Source organism: Enterococcus sp. DIV0901a, assembly GCF_051711525.1.
GTDB classification, from domain to species: Bacteria; Bacillota; Bacilli; order Lactobacillales; family Enterococcaceae; genus Enterococcus_B; species Enterococcus_B faecium.
Genome location: NZ_JBIOMW010000001.1, coordinates 1,212,782 through 1,229,803 on the forward strand (window position 1 = coordinate 1,212,782; position 17,022 = coordinate 1,229,803).

A 17,022-nucleotide genomic window follows, 5' to 3' on the forward strand; every position below is an offset into this window, starting at 1 on the left:
ATGTCGTCTAAAGGAACGAAAACTAAAATCATTCTGAATCTGCTTTTGCTGATTGTGATTTTTGCCATTATTTATTATTTAATCAATCAATCATTTGCAGATATCTTTGCCGAATTGCTGTCTACCAGTGTTGTTGTTTTGGCAGCCGCTGTTATATTAGGGACAGTTTACCAAATCGCTGAAGGGCGCTCAATCAAAGAAATTGCTGAACCTTTCGCGCCGAATTTTACAACGAAAGATGGGTTCTTGACCTCTAGCTATATTGCGTTTTACCGAATCGTTTCATTTGGTACAGGAACGCTGATCTCGGAGATTTATTTTTATAACAAAAAAGGAATGAAGCTATCCCAGGGAGCAGGGGTGACAGCACTCCATATGATTATGTACAAACTGGCAGTGATCACTTATGCATTAGCTGGCTTGGTCATCCAATTCTCTCTTTTTTATTCTAATGGTCCGTCAATGATCTGGTTTATCATCGCTGGTATCCTTTTGACGATCGTGATTGTTGCCTTTTTATTGGCGATGTCCGTCAGCTTGAATGTCCAAATATTTTTTGTCAGCTTATCGAATAAGTTATTTAAGAGTGAGCGTTTGCGAAAATGGGTGGATACATGCAATCAGCAGATCTATTCTTTAAGGGAAACGGTCCAAACCATTATCCAAGACAGGACTGCGCTATTGCGGATTTATCTATGGAATATGTTAAAACTTGTATTTTGGTATGTACTTCCCTATTTGATTCTGATTGAAAACCATCCTAAAATAGATTTTCTACTGACCATTTCGTTTATCAGCTTTGCAGTAGTGCTTTCAGGGGTTATTCCTACGCCTGCTGGTATTGGTTCCTTTGAATTTGTCTATTTGTTATTATTCAGACCAGTTGTTGGAACAGTTGACGCAGTTTCTTCGCTTTTACTGTATCGTTTCAGTTCCTTTATCTTGCCATTTCTCTATGGATTTGTGTATGTGATTGCTGAACGGCGAAGAGTGATCAAAGAAGAAATAATAGAAGTAAAAAAAGAGAATAAAGAAAATCAAGGGTAGGTCTTTTATAAGATCTACCCTTTTTTTTATAAAAGAAAAACATTAGGAAGCTATGTCACTTGAACATGTAAAACATTTTTTCTTGAAGCAACTCTACCAATGCATTTATTCTTGACTGTCTTTTTTTAAAAGAACCATTAAGATACTTAATAGAACAACAAACAAAGCAGAAAAAAATACTCCCTGATAACCATCAATTGAAAAAGTACTTTTACCAAACAATTGGAATACGATACCAAAAAAAGTGATCATGAAGCTTTGACCTAGATTTCTGCAAAGGGTGATGAAACCAGATACCGTACTGATATTTTTATCTGTAGCTAAAGCTTGTGCAGACAAGACACTTGTAGTAACCGTTGTGCCAGTACCAAAACCTGAAAAAGAGGCTAAGATAAGGAGAACGAAATAAGGCGTCATTTGCGGTAGAAATCCTAAAATAAGAAAAACTAAACCATTCACCCCCATACAAAAGGTTAACAAACGTTTCGTTCCAAAATATTTTCCTAATGGCACAGCAATCATCGATCCAGTAATAAAAAAGACAGAGGAAGGTAAAAGCGCTAAACCACCAAGGCTAGGAGATAAAGAAAGTTGCGTCTGAATCCATAACGGAAGATATACCTGAAACCCCATCATTGCTCCATTCATGAGAAAAGTAACGAGGTTAAACAAAAGAAAGTCAGATGATTTCAATGTTTCGACAGGCAAGACTGGTTCCTTTACTTTATTTTCATAGGAAAGCAAAATGAAAGAAACAAGGATGCCAAAAAGGAACACGCCGCCACCAAGTATAAAATGATCTGGTAATATCTGGATACCAACTAGTAAAAGAAATAAAACTGTGATCAGAAAGAGATATTGACCCAGTTCTTGATAAGAAAAAGAGACAGACGGACGTTTTTCTTCATCATAGAATAAAAGTAAGATCAGAATCGTTATTAAGCCAACAGGAATGTTTATAAAAAACACCCAGTGCCAACTAAAGTTTTCGACCAATAGCCCTCCTAAAAGAGGAGCAGCTAACGAAGCAATCCCCCATGCTGAATTATTCAATCCCATTATTCTTCCGCGAGATTCATAATCAAATAAATCACCAATCAGAGAGAAAGTAATGGGCATGATTCCTCCCGCACCTATTCCTTGAATCATCCTAAAAAATACCAGAATAAAAAATGATTGGGAAATACCGCAAAGAAAAGTACCTGTCATAAACAAGAGCAATCCAATGATAAAAATCGGTTTCTTTCCATACTGATCCGCCAGACGGCTGAATACAGGTGTTGACAATGCACTGGAAAATAAGTAACTAGAAAACAGTAAGGCAATCGGGATTTCACGACCAAAACTATTAGCAATAGCATTAGCAGCTGTGATGACGATCGTGGATTCGACTGCAGTCATAAATGTAGCAAGATAGATTGCTAGTAATATCCATCTTTTTTTTGGTTGACTCATCTTTTTTCCTCCTAAAAATCTTTTTAAGCATCCTACAAATTGACAAGTTCAATTATTTGTTTTAGAATATGCTTGCGCACGCAATTATATGCCTTGCGAGAATAGTTTGTCAACTAAAAGGAGGAGAAGAATGGAAAACAAAGGCGAAAGCAATTTAAAGTGGTTAGCCAAATTGACCCGAATTTATCAAAAAGAATTAGACCAAGCACTAGCTCCGCTCAAATTAAATTCAACGAATTATTACTTTATTGTGAAAATCCATGATTATCGCCAATTGAAACAAGAAGAATTAATCAAATTGACCGGATTGGATGGAAGCAATGTCACCAGAACAATACAGAAGTTGACGAAGATGGGGTTAGTGACAAAAGAAAAAAATACACAAGATCGAAGAAGTTTTCTTTTAGAATTAACTGAAAAAGGACAAGAACTTCACGCTCAAGTAGTAGAATCTGTAGAAAATGCTCAGAAGAATTTTCTGTCAAAATTGACAGCGGATGAGCAAGGAACATTTGAGTATCTGTTAGGAAAGTTGGCACAAGAAGAATAGAAGGGTGATCCTCATGGAAAATACATCCAATGTACTAAAGGGACTAGTAGAAATTCCTAATCATTACGAATTAGTCAATGAATTAATAGAACAAAGAAACAAAAAGAAAGTCAACATCATCCGTTATCAAAATCAAGGAATCTATCTTCATAATGGACCAAGAATCATTGAAGTCATGGAAGGAAAGCATTTAGTCAGTTTTAAGAATCTGACCGAAATACCTGAAGGAAAATTGTTATCAATCGAACGTGCCAAAGCTTTAGCTGAAAAGATATTTCATAAGTTCAATCCAACCTATGCGAAAGGGTTGACATTTATGCGCATAGAGCAACAAAAACGTAGCTTTATAGATGAAAACAGCGTGGAACAAACATTTCCTGTTCAATGGATCAAATTTGCTCATCGAAATGGAAGCTACAACTGGGTTACATTAGGAGCCAACGGCAAACTCATTGAGATGGAAATCGACTCAAGGTGGGATTATTTTCACGGACGCCGACAAACGGAAATGTGGGACAATGACGATTGGGTATTAGCTCGTGAAGGAAAAGGGCCTCAGCTTCCAAGTCCGAATGCATTAGCCTAACAAGGAGGGACAGAAATGAACGCGAATGGACTATATGATGAATTTGATCTAGAACTTTTAGGAAATCTAAGAAATCGGCTCCAGAGACTAGAAGATACAGACTATATGACTGCCTACTATAAAGGATACAGTGCTAGTGGCATGACACTAGACGAAATAAAAGAAGAAATAGAAGAACTGTCTCACACGATTCGAGAATTAGAAGATCGTATGGAAGAAACACAGTGGTGAAAAATATAGTTATTAAAAGCAAGTATTTAACGTAAATAATCAATGAAAAAAGAGTCAAACAGCTAAAATATTATTCTTCTATTGAAAAAGAACGCTTGCCAAATAACCATATTGGGTAAGATGATTTTACGTTTGTTTGGCTCTTTTTTTGTATACATACTATCAATTTTGTTTTTTTAAGATTTATATAAGACGAGAAAAAAAGTCAAAAAACTATGTGTATATTTTGACCAAAATTGACCAAAGCGATATAATAGTTTTTGTAAAGATCAAAGAAATAAGTGATCTTACCTTTAATTAGGAGGTATACCTGTATGAACATTGAGAAAATGACTACGACGCTTCAAGAAGCGATTGCTGAAGCTCAACAGATTGCGGTCACTCGAAAACACCAAGATATCGACATTGCCCATATATGGAAAATCTTTTTACAACCTAATCATTTTGGTCGAAATTTCTATACGGATGCCGGATTGGATGTCGAATCTTTTGAACATGAAATTGATCGTCTACTGGATGAGTATCCAGTTGTTTCTGGTGGAAACGTCCAATATGGACAAAACCTCAGCCAGAATTTCTTTCGATTATTGAATGAAGCAGACCAAATACGTGAAAGCTTCGGCGACGAGTTTCTTTCAACGGAAGTCGTTATTTTAGCGTTGATGAAATTAAAAAATTATCCGTTAACTGTTTATTTGAATAAAAACGGATTATCTGAAAAAGAATTGCGTAAAAACATCGAAGAGATGAGAGGAGGAGAAAGAGTGACCTCACAAAACCAAGAAGAACAATACAAAGCATTAGAAAAATACGGCGTTGATTTAGTACAGCAAGTCAAAAGCGGAAAAATGGATCCAATCATCGGTCGTGATGAAGAAATCCGTGATGTCATCCGTATTCTTTCACGAAAAACAAAAAATAATCCTGTTCTGATAGGAGAACCCGGTGTAGGGAAAACGGCAATCGTTGAAGGGCTTGCTCAACGTATCGTACGCAAAGATGTGCCTGAAAATTTAAAAGATAAAACGATTTTTTCATTAGATATGGGTGCATTGATCGCTGGAGCAAAATTCCGCGGTGAATTTGAAGAAAGACTAAAAGCAGTCTTGAAAGAAGTCAAAAAAAGTGATGGACGTATCCTCTTGTTCATCGATGAAATCCACAATATCGTAGGGGCAGGAAAAACAGAAGGAAGTATGGATGCCGGAAATCTGTTGAAACCAATGCTTGCTCGCGGTGAATTACATTTGATCGGTGCCACAACTTTAGATGAGTACCGTCAATATATGGAAAAAGACAAAGCGTTGGAACGTCGCTTTCAAAAGGTATTAGTCAAAGAACCAACAGTGGAAGATACGATCAGTATTCTGCGTGGATTAAAAGAACGTTTTGAGATCCACCATGGTGTTAACATCCATGACAACGCATTAGTAGCAGCAGCTACTTTATCTGACCGTTATATTACTGATCGGTTCTTACCGGACAAAGCAATCGATTTGATTGATGAAGCCAGTGCAACGATTCGGGTAGAAATGAACTCTATGCCAACGGAATTAGATCAAGTTACTAGACGTTTGATGCAGTTGGAAATCGAAGAAGCTGCACTGAAAAAAGAATCAGATGATGCAAGTAAAAAACGCTTGAAAAATTTGCAAGAAGAATTAGCTGAACTTCGTGAAGAAGCAAATGCGATGAAGATGCAGTGGGAAACAGAAAAAGAAGAAGTCAATTCTGTTTCAGCAAAACGTGCTGAAATCGATAAAGCAAAACACGAATTAGAAGATGCAGAAAATAACTATGATTTGGAACGCGCTGCTGTATTGCGACATGGTACGATACCTCAATTAGAAAAAGAATTGAAGGAATTAGAAGCTAAAGCAAAAGACAGCGAAATCAAGATGGTTCAAGAGTCCGTTACCGAAAATGAGATTGCTCAAGTCGTTGGCAGATTAACGGGTATTCCCGTAACGAAACTTGTAGAAGGTGAACGAGAAAAACTAATTAAATTGAATGAAACACTTCATAAACGAGTGATTGGTCAAGATGAAGCAGTTGATGCGGTCAGTGACGCGGTAATTCGTTCACGGGCTGGATTGCAAGACCCAAATCGTCCTCTAGGTTCTTTCCTTTTCCTAGGACCAACTGGTGTCGGAAAAACCGAATTAGCGAAAGCGTTAGCTGAGAACTTGTTTGACTCAGAAGATCATATGGTACGGATCGATATGAGTGAATATATGGAAAAACATGCTGTGTCTCGTCTAGTCGGAGCTCCTCCAGGCTATGTAGGTTACGAAGAAGGTGGTCAATTAACGGAAGCTGTCAGACGAAATCCTTATACAATCGTCTTGTTGGATGAAATCGAAAAAGCGCATCCCGATGTCTTCAATATCTTGTTACAAGTCCTAGATGACGGACGCTTGACTGATTCAAAAGGGCGAGTAGTAGATTTCAAAAATACGGTTCTGATCATGACCAGCAATATCGGTTCACAGTTACTGCTGGAAGGCGTGACTGCTGATGGAACGATTCCAGAAGCAGTGGCTGAACAAGTCAACACGCTATTACGTGGAAACTTCAAACCAGAATTCTTGAACCGAATCGACGACACGATTTTATTTACACCATTGAGCCTAGACAACGTGAAAGGAATCGTTGACAAAATGGTGGCGCAATTGGCACAACGTCTGGAGCATCAAGAAATCCTGCTGACAATCAGTGATGAAGCCAAAACGTGGATTGCTGAAAATGCTTATGAACCAGCATATGGTGCAAGACCATTGAAACGATTTATCACTAAGGAAGTAGAAACACCACTAGCTAAAGAAATCGTTGCAGGACATGTTATGCCTAAATCAAAAGTAACGATTACTTTACTTGATGGACAACTTCATTTCAAAACAGAAGAGCTAGAAGAAATCGTCTAATCTTCCATTGAGACTATAAAAGAAAAAAGGGGTCTGACACAACTAGTGTCAGACCTCCTTTTTTCAAATAAACAGTGTTCCAGAAGTAGTTTCTTCGAAAAAAAAGCCGAAATTTCTTGAAGCTGCCCGCTTCTGTCACAACCTCTTTTATTAGGTATTTTTCACTTTTTCTAATTTATAACTTTCAAAGTAACGCTCATCTTTTTTACTTTGAGACCATGCAAACAATCCCATTAAGGCAGCACCTATCGTATTTGTCAGCAAGTCGCCCATCGTATCCATCAATGCTGCTCGTCCGACAAACAGTGTGCCATCAGAAGCAGCAAAACGTTGAAGATTCATGCCTAAGAACTGGTCGCATAAGAATTCCCAGAACTCCCAAAACACGCCGCAAAGTCCAGCAAACGCAAAGCCGAATAAGAGGAACAACCAAGGACTGGTTTTTGATATCTCAGCATCTTTCATCAAGTAACCAATCAATCCATAGCCAAGAGCTGTCAGGACCATTGGACTCACAGCGTGTAAAATTTTGTCCCAAAAAGAGATGATACTGATCAAATGCATCCCTGTGCCTAAAAAGACAGAGATGAACAAGAAAAACCAGTAAAACAAAACAATTGCTGCTGGTATTTTAAGTTTGAAAACTTTCAAAATGACTTGTGGCATGAAAATCAATGCAATCCCTAATAAAGATTCCACGATAAATGTGATTCCTTGAGAAGTCGAATATTTTTGTGTGATAAATTCATAAAAATTATAGCAGACAACGAATATGCCAAAAGCAAGTAAAGCTATTTGCACCTTTTTGATTTCTTTAATCACTGAAAGTCCCTCCATCTAAAAATCTTTTTACTTCTGAAAGCAACTCAGTTTCTGAAGAAACCACTTTTCCGTTCAATTTGATCAGACCTATTGTATATAAGTTCAGGTAGTGAAATTGATTTTCAGCTGTTTCTTGTAGTGCAGCGATTTTTTTCGGGTGGGTTCCGCCTTGCTGTCGAGTATCAGTATATAAGCCGATCACTGGGATGCCTTTCGCATAAGCCACACCGATTTCCGATGCTACCCCGACATCGATCGTCAGCCCATCTAGTAAAGCAATCATTAAATCACTAGCCAACACTTTTTCTGTGTCAGCAAGAGCAATCATTCGACTGTCTGCATAAGCAGTTTTGTCATTGATTGCTTCATTTTCTTGAGGAAGATAGATCGAAAGCTCAGAAGAGAGCTCTCTGATTTCTTTAACTAACTGTTGGTTATATAACAAATCACTTTTAGCAAACATTGGTGCGGCAAAATAAATTTTCATCTAAACATCATCCTTTTTATCAAAAATAATCGCTAAAGTAAGCTTCCATGTTTGGAATGATACGCTCTAGTGACTTCAGTGTTTCTTCATCTGTTTCTAACCGTTCGATTCTTGCCAAATAAGAAGCACGGCGATAATTCATCATCAAGCAAGTCAATGTTTGGATATCCAGTCGAACGGATTTTCCTATAGGTTCATTTAAGACACGGACTTGTCCCTGTTCATCCCATGTTAAAGCGAAGACACCATTATTCCAAGGAGCGACAGGATCTTCAATGATGAAATGAAAAGCATCAGCTGTTCCAACAAACGGAAACCGTTGAAGGAATTCTTTTACATCAACGATCCGAGCCATAAAATATGGTTCGATCTGCTCTTTGATCTGACTATCTTCAATCAAAAATGCTAAAGGCTCATTTTTATAAATATCTCCATGTACCCAGTAGATCATGGAAAAATGTGCGGAAATAAAGTTCCATAAGCCATTTCGAGCTTCTTGATCAAGATAGAACATTTCTTTTACGTGAAATATTTCTTCAGCTACCCAGTAGAATAGAACACCTCTTGGTTCATGGTTGCTATCGTAGTAGACAGCGGCTGTGCGCTCATCTTCATTTTCGAAACGCCAATACTCTTCCCAATGAAAATCACTGCGGAATAAAGCACCATGGTTTTGTTGGGCAAATTTGTCATAAACGGAAAATACGTCTGGATGATCAACTGGTAATCGCTCAACCATACCACTTACTGGGATTTGTTTAGGTAGCTGTGTATCTCTGATTTTAAAGGAAAGTTTATCAGACATGATTTCCCATCCTTTACGCCGATAGTAGGGGATACTGTAAGGATACAAATAAGAGATCCATTGCTTATTCTTGCGCATATTATCCAATGCAACGATAATTAGATCTTGCATCAATCCATGGTTAGCATATTCTGGATAAGTTCCAACTCCAGTCACACCACCCATTTTATAACGTGCACCGTGAATATTGACTTCACAAGGATAGATAGCGATTTGAGAGATCAGTTTATTTTCGTGGAACCATCCGAACACTTTCGATACTTCCAAAATCGGTTTTTTGGAACGGATAAAAGCTCGTTTATTCTCAAACCCGCTTTCCTCGATATCTGCTTCAGTCACTTGGAACACATAGGAAAGCAATTCATTGAATTGATCGATATGTTCTTGAGTGACCGGTTTTAATTCAAGATTTTCTCTAAAATCTTTTTGATCCATTTTTTCATCTCCATTTATTAGCTTGATAACAGTATAGCAAAATTCTACAAAAAAAACTTCTATAGCTGACTAATTAAAAACTCTTTAAATTACTGCTTTTCGTTGGTATAATGGAAAGTGCTGATTATATGAAAAGAGGAGACGCTATGGATATAAAGAAAATGAAAGAACGCCAAGAGCAGATTCGTAATTTTTCGATCATCGCTCATATCGACCATGGGAAATCTACATTGGCCGATCGTATTTTAGAAATGACGCACACTGTGACGTCTCGCGAAATGCAAGATCAGCTGTTAGACTCGATGGATTTGGAACGTGAACGTGGAATCACGATTAAATTAAATGCTGTAGAACTCAATTACACAGCGAAAAATGGAGAAACATATATCTTTCACTTGATTGACACCCCAGGGCACGTCGACTTCACCTATGAAGTCTCTCGAAGCCTTGCTGCCTGTGAGGGTGCCGTTTTAGTGGTCGATGCAGCACAAGGAATCGAAGCACAAACATTGGCCAATGTTTATTTAGCGTTAGACAATGATTTGGAGATCCTGCCAGTCATCAATAAAATCGACCTACCCGCAGCAGATCCCGAACGTGTCCGTCAAGAAATCGAAGACGTAATCGGAATCGATGCTAGTGAAGCTGTATTAGCTAGTGCCAAATCAGGGATTGGGATTGAAGATATTCTCGAGCAGATCGTGGAATATGTTCCTGCACCAAGTGGAGACTTAGATGCACCGCTAAAAGCTTTGATCTTTGACTCTATTTATGATAGTTACCGCGGTGTTGTTCTAAATGTCCGAATCACGGACGGTATGGTCAAACCCGGAGACAAAATCAAACTGATGAGTAATGGAAAAACATTTGATGTTACAGAGGTCGGGGTCTTCTCGCCAAAAGCAGTTGCTAGAGACTTTTTGATGGTCGGTGATGTCGGTTATATCACAGCAAGTATCAAAACTGTCCAAGATACACGAGTAGGGGATACAGTAACGTTAGCAGACAATCCTGCCGCTGAAGCTTTACCAGGTTACCGAAAAATGAATCCGATGGTTTATTGTGGTCTTTATCCAATTGATACTTCTCGTTACAACGATTTGCGGGAAGCTTTAGAAAAACTGCAATTGAATGATGCTGCTTTACAATTCGAACCAGAAACCTCTCAAGCATTAGGTTTTGGGTTCCGCTGTGGATTCCTCGGACTTCTTCATATGGATGTCGTCCAAGAACGCTTGGAACGGGAATTCAATCTAGAATTGATCACGACTGCACCATCCGTTATTTACCATGTTAATAAAACGGATGGTACGACTGCTACAGTAGATAACCCGGCAGATTTTCCTGAACCTGTAACGATCCAGGATGTAGAAGAACCATTCGTCAAAGCACAGATCATGGTCCCAAATGATTTTGTCGGTGCAGTAATGGAACTTTCTCAACGAAAACGGGGAGAATTCATTACGATGGATTATTTAGATGATTACCGAGTAAATGTCGTCTATAATATTCCGCTTTCTGAAATTGTCTTTGACTTTTTCGACAAATTGAAATCAAGCACGAAAGGCTATGCCTCATTGGATTATGAAATGTCTGGTTATCAAAAAAGCAAGTTAGTGAAGATGGACATCTTGCTGAATGGAGAAAAAGTCGATGCATTAAGCTTTATCGTTCACCGAGACTTTGCCTATGAACGTGGAAAAGCAATCGTTGAAAAACTGAAAAAACTAATCCCACGCCAACAATTTGAGGTGCCAATCCAAGCAGCTATTGGACAAAAAATCGTTGCCCGTTCAGACATCAAGGCCTTGCGTAAAAACGTCTTGGCTAAATGTTATGGTGGAGATGTTTCTCGTAAACGTAAACTCTTAGAGAAACAAAAAGAAGGGAAGAAGCGGATGAAACAAATCGGCTCCGTCGAAGTTCCGCAAGAAGCCTTCATGGCCGTTCTGAAAATGGATGAGGAAGAAAGTAAGAAGTAGCAAGGAATTTAGGAGTTTCTTAGCTTTCAAAATTTGTGAAATTCAAAAATATTCGCCCTATGTTCGCCCAAGTTTTTACTTGGGCGAATTTTTTGCATTTTAAATCAAAGATCTTTTCAGACGTTGGGCGAAAATATCAACAGCTTCATTTTTCATTTTTTGGTTACATGTGCGTAAGCATCCATAGTAGTAACTAATCTAGAATGACCAACTCGAGCCTGGATTTCTTTTGGGTTTGCCACCGGATTGTTACCGGTGGCTTTTTTTGGTAAAATTCAAGAATTTTTTCTTAAATTCTCCATGATATCTATCGTTTCAGTTTTTATCTTATTTGTCACATGAGAATAGGTGTACATCAAATAATGCCTTGGATACCTTGGAATCAGTGGATGAGTTGGAAACAACTTTGGATTAATCAAAAGAATACATGTATAAACTGAGTTATGCCGTTTAAGTTAACGCAGAATCCCTAGCTATTTAAAAAATGGTTTGGCTAAGATCTCTCAAAAAGAGTATTTATTCAAATAACTTTTTAGAAAAATAATTAGGCTAGAAACAAAAGAAGCCAGCTACAAGAGCTGGAAAAGTTAATTTTTTGTATTCAGATAAATTAATATACAAATAAAAAATACTATCGAAAACACTAACCCAACTAAATAATTGGATAAAAAAAGGGGATCAGAATCTGAATCATCCCAAATCTTGATCATGAAATAGATAAATGGGAGGAATGAGACGATCAATAAACAATCTTTTTTACGCCATATTTTCAAACAACTTAGAACAATAATTTTATATGCACAAGTAACCCAGAATAAGATTTTACTAATAAATAACAAAGTTATATCCCCTTTATTTTTTCTCTTTCCCAATATATTTATTTTATCACTATTTATTTATTATGAGAAAGAAATGAGACTAAGGGGAGAAGTCACAACAAAGTTTCTGAAGAAGAAGTATATAAAATGGCAAATCGACGTATTGTTAATGCGAGTGAAGCTATTCGTAAGTTTGGATTTCTATATTAGATAATGATCGTCAATGGGAGGGAACGGAATAAAAATAAAAGACGGATTTTACGATAGTAGTCATGGTATTGATGGTTAAATACTAGATATGCCGATAAAGTACCCTAATTAATTCGGATTGAAAGAATGATGAAATGCGATAGACAGCAACGGTTGAAAAATAGTAAGAACAATTAGGAAGAGTTGAAATTCACATCCTTGTTTTTACTATTTCCGTTGCTGTCTATCAATTTATAAACATCAAAGTTATGTTTACTTAAAATATATCAATTGCTTATTGTCAAAGATAAATATAATACGCATCAGCTTCCGAAGTAACAGAATTTACCTTATGGAGTCCTTCTAATTTGATGTGGAGTTCATTGGCAACTTCTTCAATATATTTGTTAAATATCCTATTTTCTAATTTTAAATAATTAGCAATCTCTATAGAAATAACTTTTTTACGTTCTTTTCCTATAAACTGAATATTAAAATTCCTTATAACGTTGTTTCTATCACTTTCATTAGGAAAGCTACTTCTCATTGATACATATTCTTTTATAGATGCAAGAGTGCTTTTTATCATTTGAAATTCATCCATAACTTCACCTTCTCTAATTATTTTAATTTTAATTTAATTATACATGATACTTCTGTTTCTAGCTATTTTTTTGCTGAAGAGAAGATTGAGGTCATTATGCAGGAGAAGAATGAAGAGGCAGCTAATTAGTCAAATGAAAAATTTGATAAAACAAATCAAACACAGACTACAATAAATGTCGTTTTTGCAGTGTGATCGTGTAAGATTTGTAAAATAATAAAGCTAAGATCAGCACAGCGGTTTCTAACAAGGTGTATTATGAATTGATCCACAACAAGATAAATCAGAATTTTATTTAAATGAGTAAAAAAAGAGAAAATAAGGCACTTAAAGTCTAGCGACTACCGTTAGGGGAAAAGATAAACAGATTCTTTTCATATTTTTTAGTTACATAGACATTCAGAAAAAAAGACAATCAACTAGTGATCGTCTTTTAGAAGGTTACCAATTAATTTTATAATATTGCTAGAAAATAAGATAAGAGCAAGACCTAAAATATTTACAAAAAAATTGAAATCTAAAAAAATAGCATTAAGAATAACAAGAATCATTCCGGTGTATAAAAATATATTAGCATTAAGTTTGTTGATAAGCGTCATTTTTCTTCCTCCTATCACTTTTAGATAAGAGTATCTCTTATTTATTTTATAGTCAATACCTTAATAATAAGTCGACAGAAACAAGAATTAAGGAGAAACAGTTGGATGTCAATTGATAGTACTAGTATAAAGACAAAAACAACAAGTGAGAAAATTTATAGTTATAAAAGCAGAAAAATTAATAATTCTTATAAAGATATCGCAAAACAACGACAAAAAGAATAAGAGATAAAAACAACCCTACTACGTAAAAATTTAATGCTGAAAGCGATTGATAAAATGTATGTTTTATTATTTTTATTATAAAAAACGCAGATGGTAAAAAAGAAAGCACTAATATAATCGCTTTTCTAGAACGTTTAGTGAAGTAAAAGAAAGAGATGACACCAATACAGACTGGAATCCAAAATAAAAGCATACTAAATGTGACCACAGTATCATCTCCCATATAGTCTTATATCAATTAGGATAATAGCATTTTATCAACTAATAGCCAACTAATAACCAAATAATAAGAAGAATAGTTTCGAATGAATCACAGATACCTCAAATTAACAAAATTAAGAAAACACGAACTAACCGCAGCGAAAGCAAAATTAAAAAAAGAATACGGAGCTTCTGCAGAAGAAACATATAAAGTTGCGAAAAATTGTATTGCTAATATAATCACACTGCAAACATTTTGTTTAAAAACGGAAGTAGTTAACGAAGAACAAAAAGAAACTAGATATTACTCGATTAATTGATAGAGAGATCATTCATTGAAGGTCTTTCGCGTTGGTTAATCAATTATTGTGATTTTCTGAAATTTCACATCTTTTTATTTATATTTAAGCCGTATATCGAGTGATTATCCTTGTGTTAGCATTACATCCGTGTTATAGTAAATAAGTAATCTAATTTGAAACGTAATCTGAGCGATATATTCACACTATAAAAACTCCTTTTACCAAGTAATATTAATTGCAATAAAACACGTATTATATACGTATCAGGAGGAAATATATATGAATAACGGTACAGTAAAATGGTTTAACTCAGATAAAGGTTTTGGTTTCATCACTGGTGAAGATGGAAATGACGTATTCGCTCATTTTTCAGCAATCCAAGGAGAAGGCTTTAAGTCTTTAGATGAAGGCCAAGCAGTTACTTATGATATTGAAGAAGGACAACGTGGTCCTCAAGCAGTAAATATCGTAAAATAATGTTGAACGTTAACCGCCTCATATGAGGTGGTTTTTTTGTTTATGTCGGTAGAAAAAATTCCTCACCGTAATATTAGGTGAGGGATTTTTTTCGTTCATTAATTAATTTTAACATTATTTTTTGCTTCAGTTTGGCTATTTTCTGACAGCCAGTTTTTACCTGCTTTATCTGAAATTGTCGAATCGTAAAGAAGCTACTTTTTTGAGCAAAGGAATTTACATATTTTATTAAAAATGGTTTAATGGTTTAAACTAATAAATGAAAGAGGTAGATCACAATGAATGGACACGATCGCTTAAAAACAGAACTAGAATCATTAAGTGATTTTTTAGCAGCTTTAGGTGACAGAAAAAGACAATTGATTTTGATTAGATTATTAAATGAAAAAAGCTGTCATGGTTTGCAAGTAGGAGAACTAACTGACGATACAGGTTTATCAAGACCAGCAGTATCGCACCACTTGAAAATTTTAAAAGACGCCGATTTATTAGAGGTCAGAGAAGAGGGAACTAAAAATTTTTACTATTTAAAACACGAAAATAAAAATATATATAAACTAAGAGATTTTTTGTCTGACGTAATAGATGAAATAGAGGAGCTAAAAAACAGTGAAGAAAATTCTGATAGTTGAAACAAATGTCAATCAATACAAAGGAACAAATAAAGCTACTGGGCTTTGGCTAGGAGAAACAGTAGAATTTTTAGCAGAAATCTATAAATATCAATTTGAAGCTGATTTTGTCAGTCCGTTAGGAGGTTATGTACCGATTGACCCTCGAAGTATGAGAAATCTAGATTCTGATGTAATAGACCTTTATTCTAATAAAGCTTTTATTGAAAAAGGTTTGAGGAATACGTTGTCTCCTGCAAACGTAAAGAGCAAAGATTATACTGCTATTTACTTTACTGGTGGGCATGGTGTCATGTGGGATTTTCCCGAGAATAGTGCATTACAAAAAATAGCTAGTGATATTTATGAATCAAATGGATATGTGTTATCTGTGTGCCATGGTATAGCAGGTTTATTTAATATCAGACTTGCTAATAATGACTATTTAATAGCAAATAAAAAATTGACTGGTTTTACTAAAACGGAGGAATTATTGGCGATGAAAAGCAAAGTAGTTCCTTTTGATAATGAAGAGATGACTGTAAGGAGAAAAGGATATTTTATCAAGAAGCGTTTCTTTAAGAGTCATGTGGTAAAGGATGGACATCTGATTACTGGACAAAATCCGTATTCAACAAGAGAACTAGCACGAACATTCATCAAGGAGGTTATCTAAATGCAAACAGTTATTGGCAGTAATGGCCAAATTGGATACGAGTTAGCAAAAGAACTTAATCAAACTTACGGGAAACAGCTTCGCTTAGTTAGTCGAAATCCGAAATCAATCAACGATACAGACGAACTAATCTCAGCGGATATTTTAGATCGTGAGGCAACTATTCGCGCTGTAGCAGGAAGTGAGATTGTTTATTTTGCTGCAGGATTACCGATGGACTCCGAACAGTGGAAAACAAAATTTGAAATCATGTTAGAAAACGTCATACAGGCTTGTAAAGAAACAAAGGCGAAATTAGTTTTTTTCGATAATACTTATATGTACGAAAAAAATGACACGGAACAATTTGAGGATAGCAAATTTATTTATGATGGTATCAAATCCACTGTTCGAGCTAAAATGGCAGACCGGCTAGTGACTGAAATGGAGAATCCTGACATCGATGTGATGATTTGTCGCGCTCCTGAATTTTATGGACCTAATAAGACGCAAAGTATTACAAACAGTTTATTGTTTAACCGAGTGAAAAATGATAAGACTGCTTTGTTGCCAATTTCTGATCAAACATTAAGGACCTTAATATGGACACCTGATGCTAGTAAAGCCATGGCGCTTTTAGCAAATCAGCCTGACACTTATAACCAAACCTGGCATCTACCTTGTGATGTAAGTCGAACATATGAAGAGATGATAAAGTTGATGGAAGAAAAATTGCACAAACCGGTAAAATATAAAGTGATCAAACAATGGATGTTTGATCTTGGCTCTATATTCAATAAAAATATGCAAGAGCTAAAAGAGTTATTACCTAGATATCATTATGACAACAAGTTTAATTCTGATAAATTTAAAAAGAAATTTCCAGATTTTGAAATAACAACATTCTCAAATGCATTAGACGATTTATTCAAGTTAGAAAAGTAATATTACTCGAGAGAAAAAACGATAGTTGACTTTCCATATTTAATGGATGTCAACTATCGTTTTTTATGTTTT

The 17,022-nt window shown here is 35.8% G+C and carries 18 protein-coding genes; 11 read left to right on the forward strand and 7 right to left on the reverse strand.

The genetic code is table 11. The features are described 5' to 3' along the window. Complete coding sequence (locus tag IGL70_RS05735) at positions 1–1,047, forward strand: lysylphosphatidylglycerol synthase transmembrane domain-containing protein (protein ID WP_002288347.1); 1,047 nt, start codon at positions 1–3, stop codon at positions 1,045–1,047. Positions 1,048–1,152: 105 nt separating this feature from the next. Here IGL70_RS05735 and IGL70_RS05740 read toward each other — a convergent pair whose 3' ends face one another. Further along, complete coding sequence (locus tag IGL70_RS05740) at positions 1,153–2,502, reverse strand: MFS transporter (protein WP_002338326.1); 1,350 nt, start codon at positions 2,500–2,502, stop codon at positions 1,153–1,155. Between the two features lie 130 nt (positions 2,503–2,632). On the opposite strand from IGL70_RS05740, the gene IGL70_RS05745 reads away from it, so the two are divergent. The 4 genes from IGL70_RS05745 to clpB all read left to right on the forward strand — a co-directional run bounded on the left by IGL70_RS05745 (position 2,633) and on the right by clpB (position 6,793). After that, entirely contained in the window at positions 2,633–3,052 is a 420-nt protein-coding gene (locus IGL70_RS05745) for a MarR family winged helix-turn-helix transcriptional regulator (protein ID WP_002338325.1), read from the forward strand. Between the two features lie 13 nt (positions 3,053–3,065). Continuing rightward, complete coding sequence (locus IGL70_RS05750) at positions 3,066–3,638, forward strand: YcdB/YcdC domain-containing protein (RefSeq protein WP_002338324.1); 573 nt, start codon at positions 3,066–3,068, stop codon at positions 3,636–3,638. 15 nt (positions 3,639–3,653) lie between these two features. Continuing rightward, positions 3,654–3,869 (forward strand): hypothetical protein, encoded by a 216-nt coding sequence (locus IGL70_RS05755; RefSeq protein ID WP_002338323.1) that lies wholly within the window; start codon positions 3,654–3,656, stop codon positions 3,867–3,869. 314 nt (positions 3,870–4,183) lie between these two features. Next, complete coding sequence (clpB, locus tag IGL70_RS05760) at positions 4,184–6,793, forward strand: ATP-dependent chaperone ClpB (protein WP_029485961.1); 2,610 nt, start codon at positions 4,184–4,186, stop codon at positions 6,791–6,793. A 150-nt stretch (positions 6,794–6,943) separates the two neighbouring features. Here the strand turns inward: clpB and IGL70_RS05765 are convergent, their stop codons facing one another. Genes IGL70_RS05765 through IGL70_RS05775 form a run of 3 tightly spaced genes read right to left on the reverse strand, consistent with a single transcriptional unit; the run spans position 6,944 to position 9,342 of the window. Continuing rightward, positions 6,944–7,630 carry a hypothetical protein gene (locus IGL70_RS05765; protein WP_179131894.1) on the reverse strand — a complete coding sequence of 229 codons (687 nt, stop codon included), beginning with the start codon at positions 7,628–7,630 and terminating at the stop codon, positions 6,944–6,946. After that, the gene (locus tag IGL70_RS05770; protein ID WP_104874041.1) at positions 7,608–8,102 is read right to left on the reverse strand and encodes a nucleoside 2-deoxyribosyltransferase; all 495 of its coding nucleotides are present in this window, start codon (positions 8,100–8,102) and stop codon (positions 7,608–7,610) included. The genes IGL70_RS05765 and IGL70_RS05770 overlap by 23 nt, the downstream gene beginning before the upstream one ends. 19 nt (positions 8,103–8,121) lie before the next feature. Then, positions 8,122–9,342, reverse strand: coding sequence for a GNAT family N-acetyltransferase (locus IGL70_RS05775; RefSeq protein WP_002288353.1), 1,221 nt, complete (start codon positions 9,340–9,342; stop codon positions 8,122–8,124). Between the two features lie 146 nt (positions 9,343–9,488). Between IGL70_RS05775 and lepA the strand changes: the two genes are divergently transcribed. Beyond that, positions 9,489–11,324, forward strand: coding sequence for a translation elongation factor 4 (gene lepA / locus IGL70_RS05780; protein ID WP_002317740.1), 1,836 nt, complete (start codon positions 9,489–9,491; stop codon positions 11,322–11,324). Between the two features lie 1,308 nt (positions 11,325–12,632). Here lepA and IGL70_RS05785 read toward each other — a convergent pair. From IGL70_RS05785 to IGL70_RS05795, 3 genes are all read right to left on the reverse strand, one after another. Further along, positions 12,633–12,935, reverse strand: a complete 303-nt coding sequence (locus IGL70_RS05785; protein WP_002324900.1) for a hypothetical protein — start codon at positions 12,933–12,935, stop codon at positions 12,633–12,635. Positions 12,936–13,354: 419 nt separating this feature from the next. Next, positions 13,355–13,534: a hypothetical protein gene (locus IGL70_RS05790; protein ID WP_010829649.1), complete on the reverse strand. Its 180-nt coding sequence runs from the start codon at positions 13,532–13,534 to the stop codon at positions 13,355–13,357. Between the two features lie 178 nt (positions 13,535–13,712). After that, entirely contained in the window at positions 13,713–13,967 is a 255-nt protein-coding gene (locus IGL70_RS05795) for a hypothetical protein (RefSeq protein ID WP_104874042.1), read from the reverse strand. A 97-nt stretch (positions 13,968–14,064) separates the two neighbouring features. On the opposite strand from IGL70_RS05795, the gene IGL70_RS05800 reads away from it, so the two are divergent. The 5 genes from IGL70_RS05800 to IGL70_RS05820 all read left to right on the forward strand — a co-directional run bounded on the left by IGL70_RS05800 (position 14,065) and on the right by IGL70_RS05820 (position 16,950). Further along, entirely contained in the window at positions 14,065–14,280 is a 216-nt protein-coding gene (locus IGL70_RS05800) for a hypothetical protein (RefSeq protein WP_002298666.1), read from the forward strand. A 261-nt stretch (positions 14,281–14,541) separates the two neighbouring features. Continuing rightward, the gene (locus IGL70_RS05805) at positions 14,542–14,739 is read left to right on the forward strand and encodes a cold-shock protein (RefSeq protein ID WP_002293041.1); all 198 of its coding nucleotides are present in this window, start codon (positions 14,542–14,544) and stop codon (positions 14,737–14,739) included. A 278-nt stretch (positions 14,740–15,017) separates the two neighbouring features. Then, positions 15,018–15,371 carry an ArsR/SmtB family transcription factor gene (locus IGL70_RS05810; RefSeq protein WP_002324895.1) on the forward strand — a complete coding sequence of 118 codons (354 nt, stop codon included), beginning with the start codon at positions 15,018–15,020 and terminating at the stop codon, positions 15,369–15,371. Beyond that, entirely contained in the window at positions 15,349–16,026 is a 678-nt protein-coding gene (locus IGL70_RS05815) for a type 1 glutamine amidotransferase domain-containing protein (protein ID WP_086300047.1), read from the forward strand. Before IGL70_RS05810 ends, IGL70_RS05815 begins: the two co-directional genes overlap by 23 nt. Continuing rightward, positions 16,027–16,950, forward strand: a complete 924-nt coding sequence (locus tag IGL70_RS05820) for an NAD-dependent epimerase/dehydratase family protein (RefSeq protein WP_002331713.1) — start codon at positions 16,027–16,029, stop codon at positions 16,948–16,950. It begins immediately after the preceding gene. The last annotated feature ends 72 nt before the right edge of the window (positions 16,951–17,022 follow it).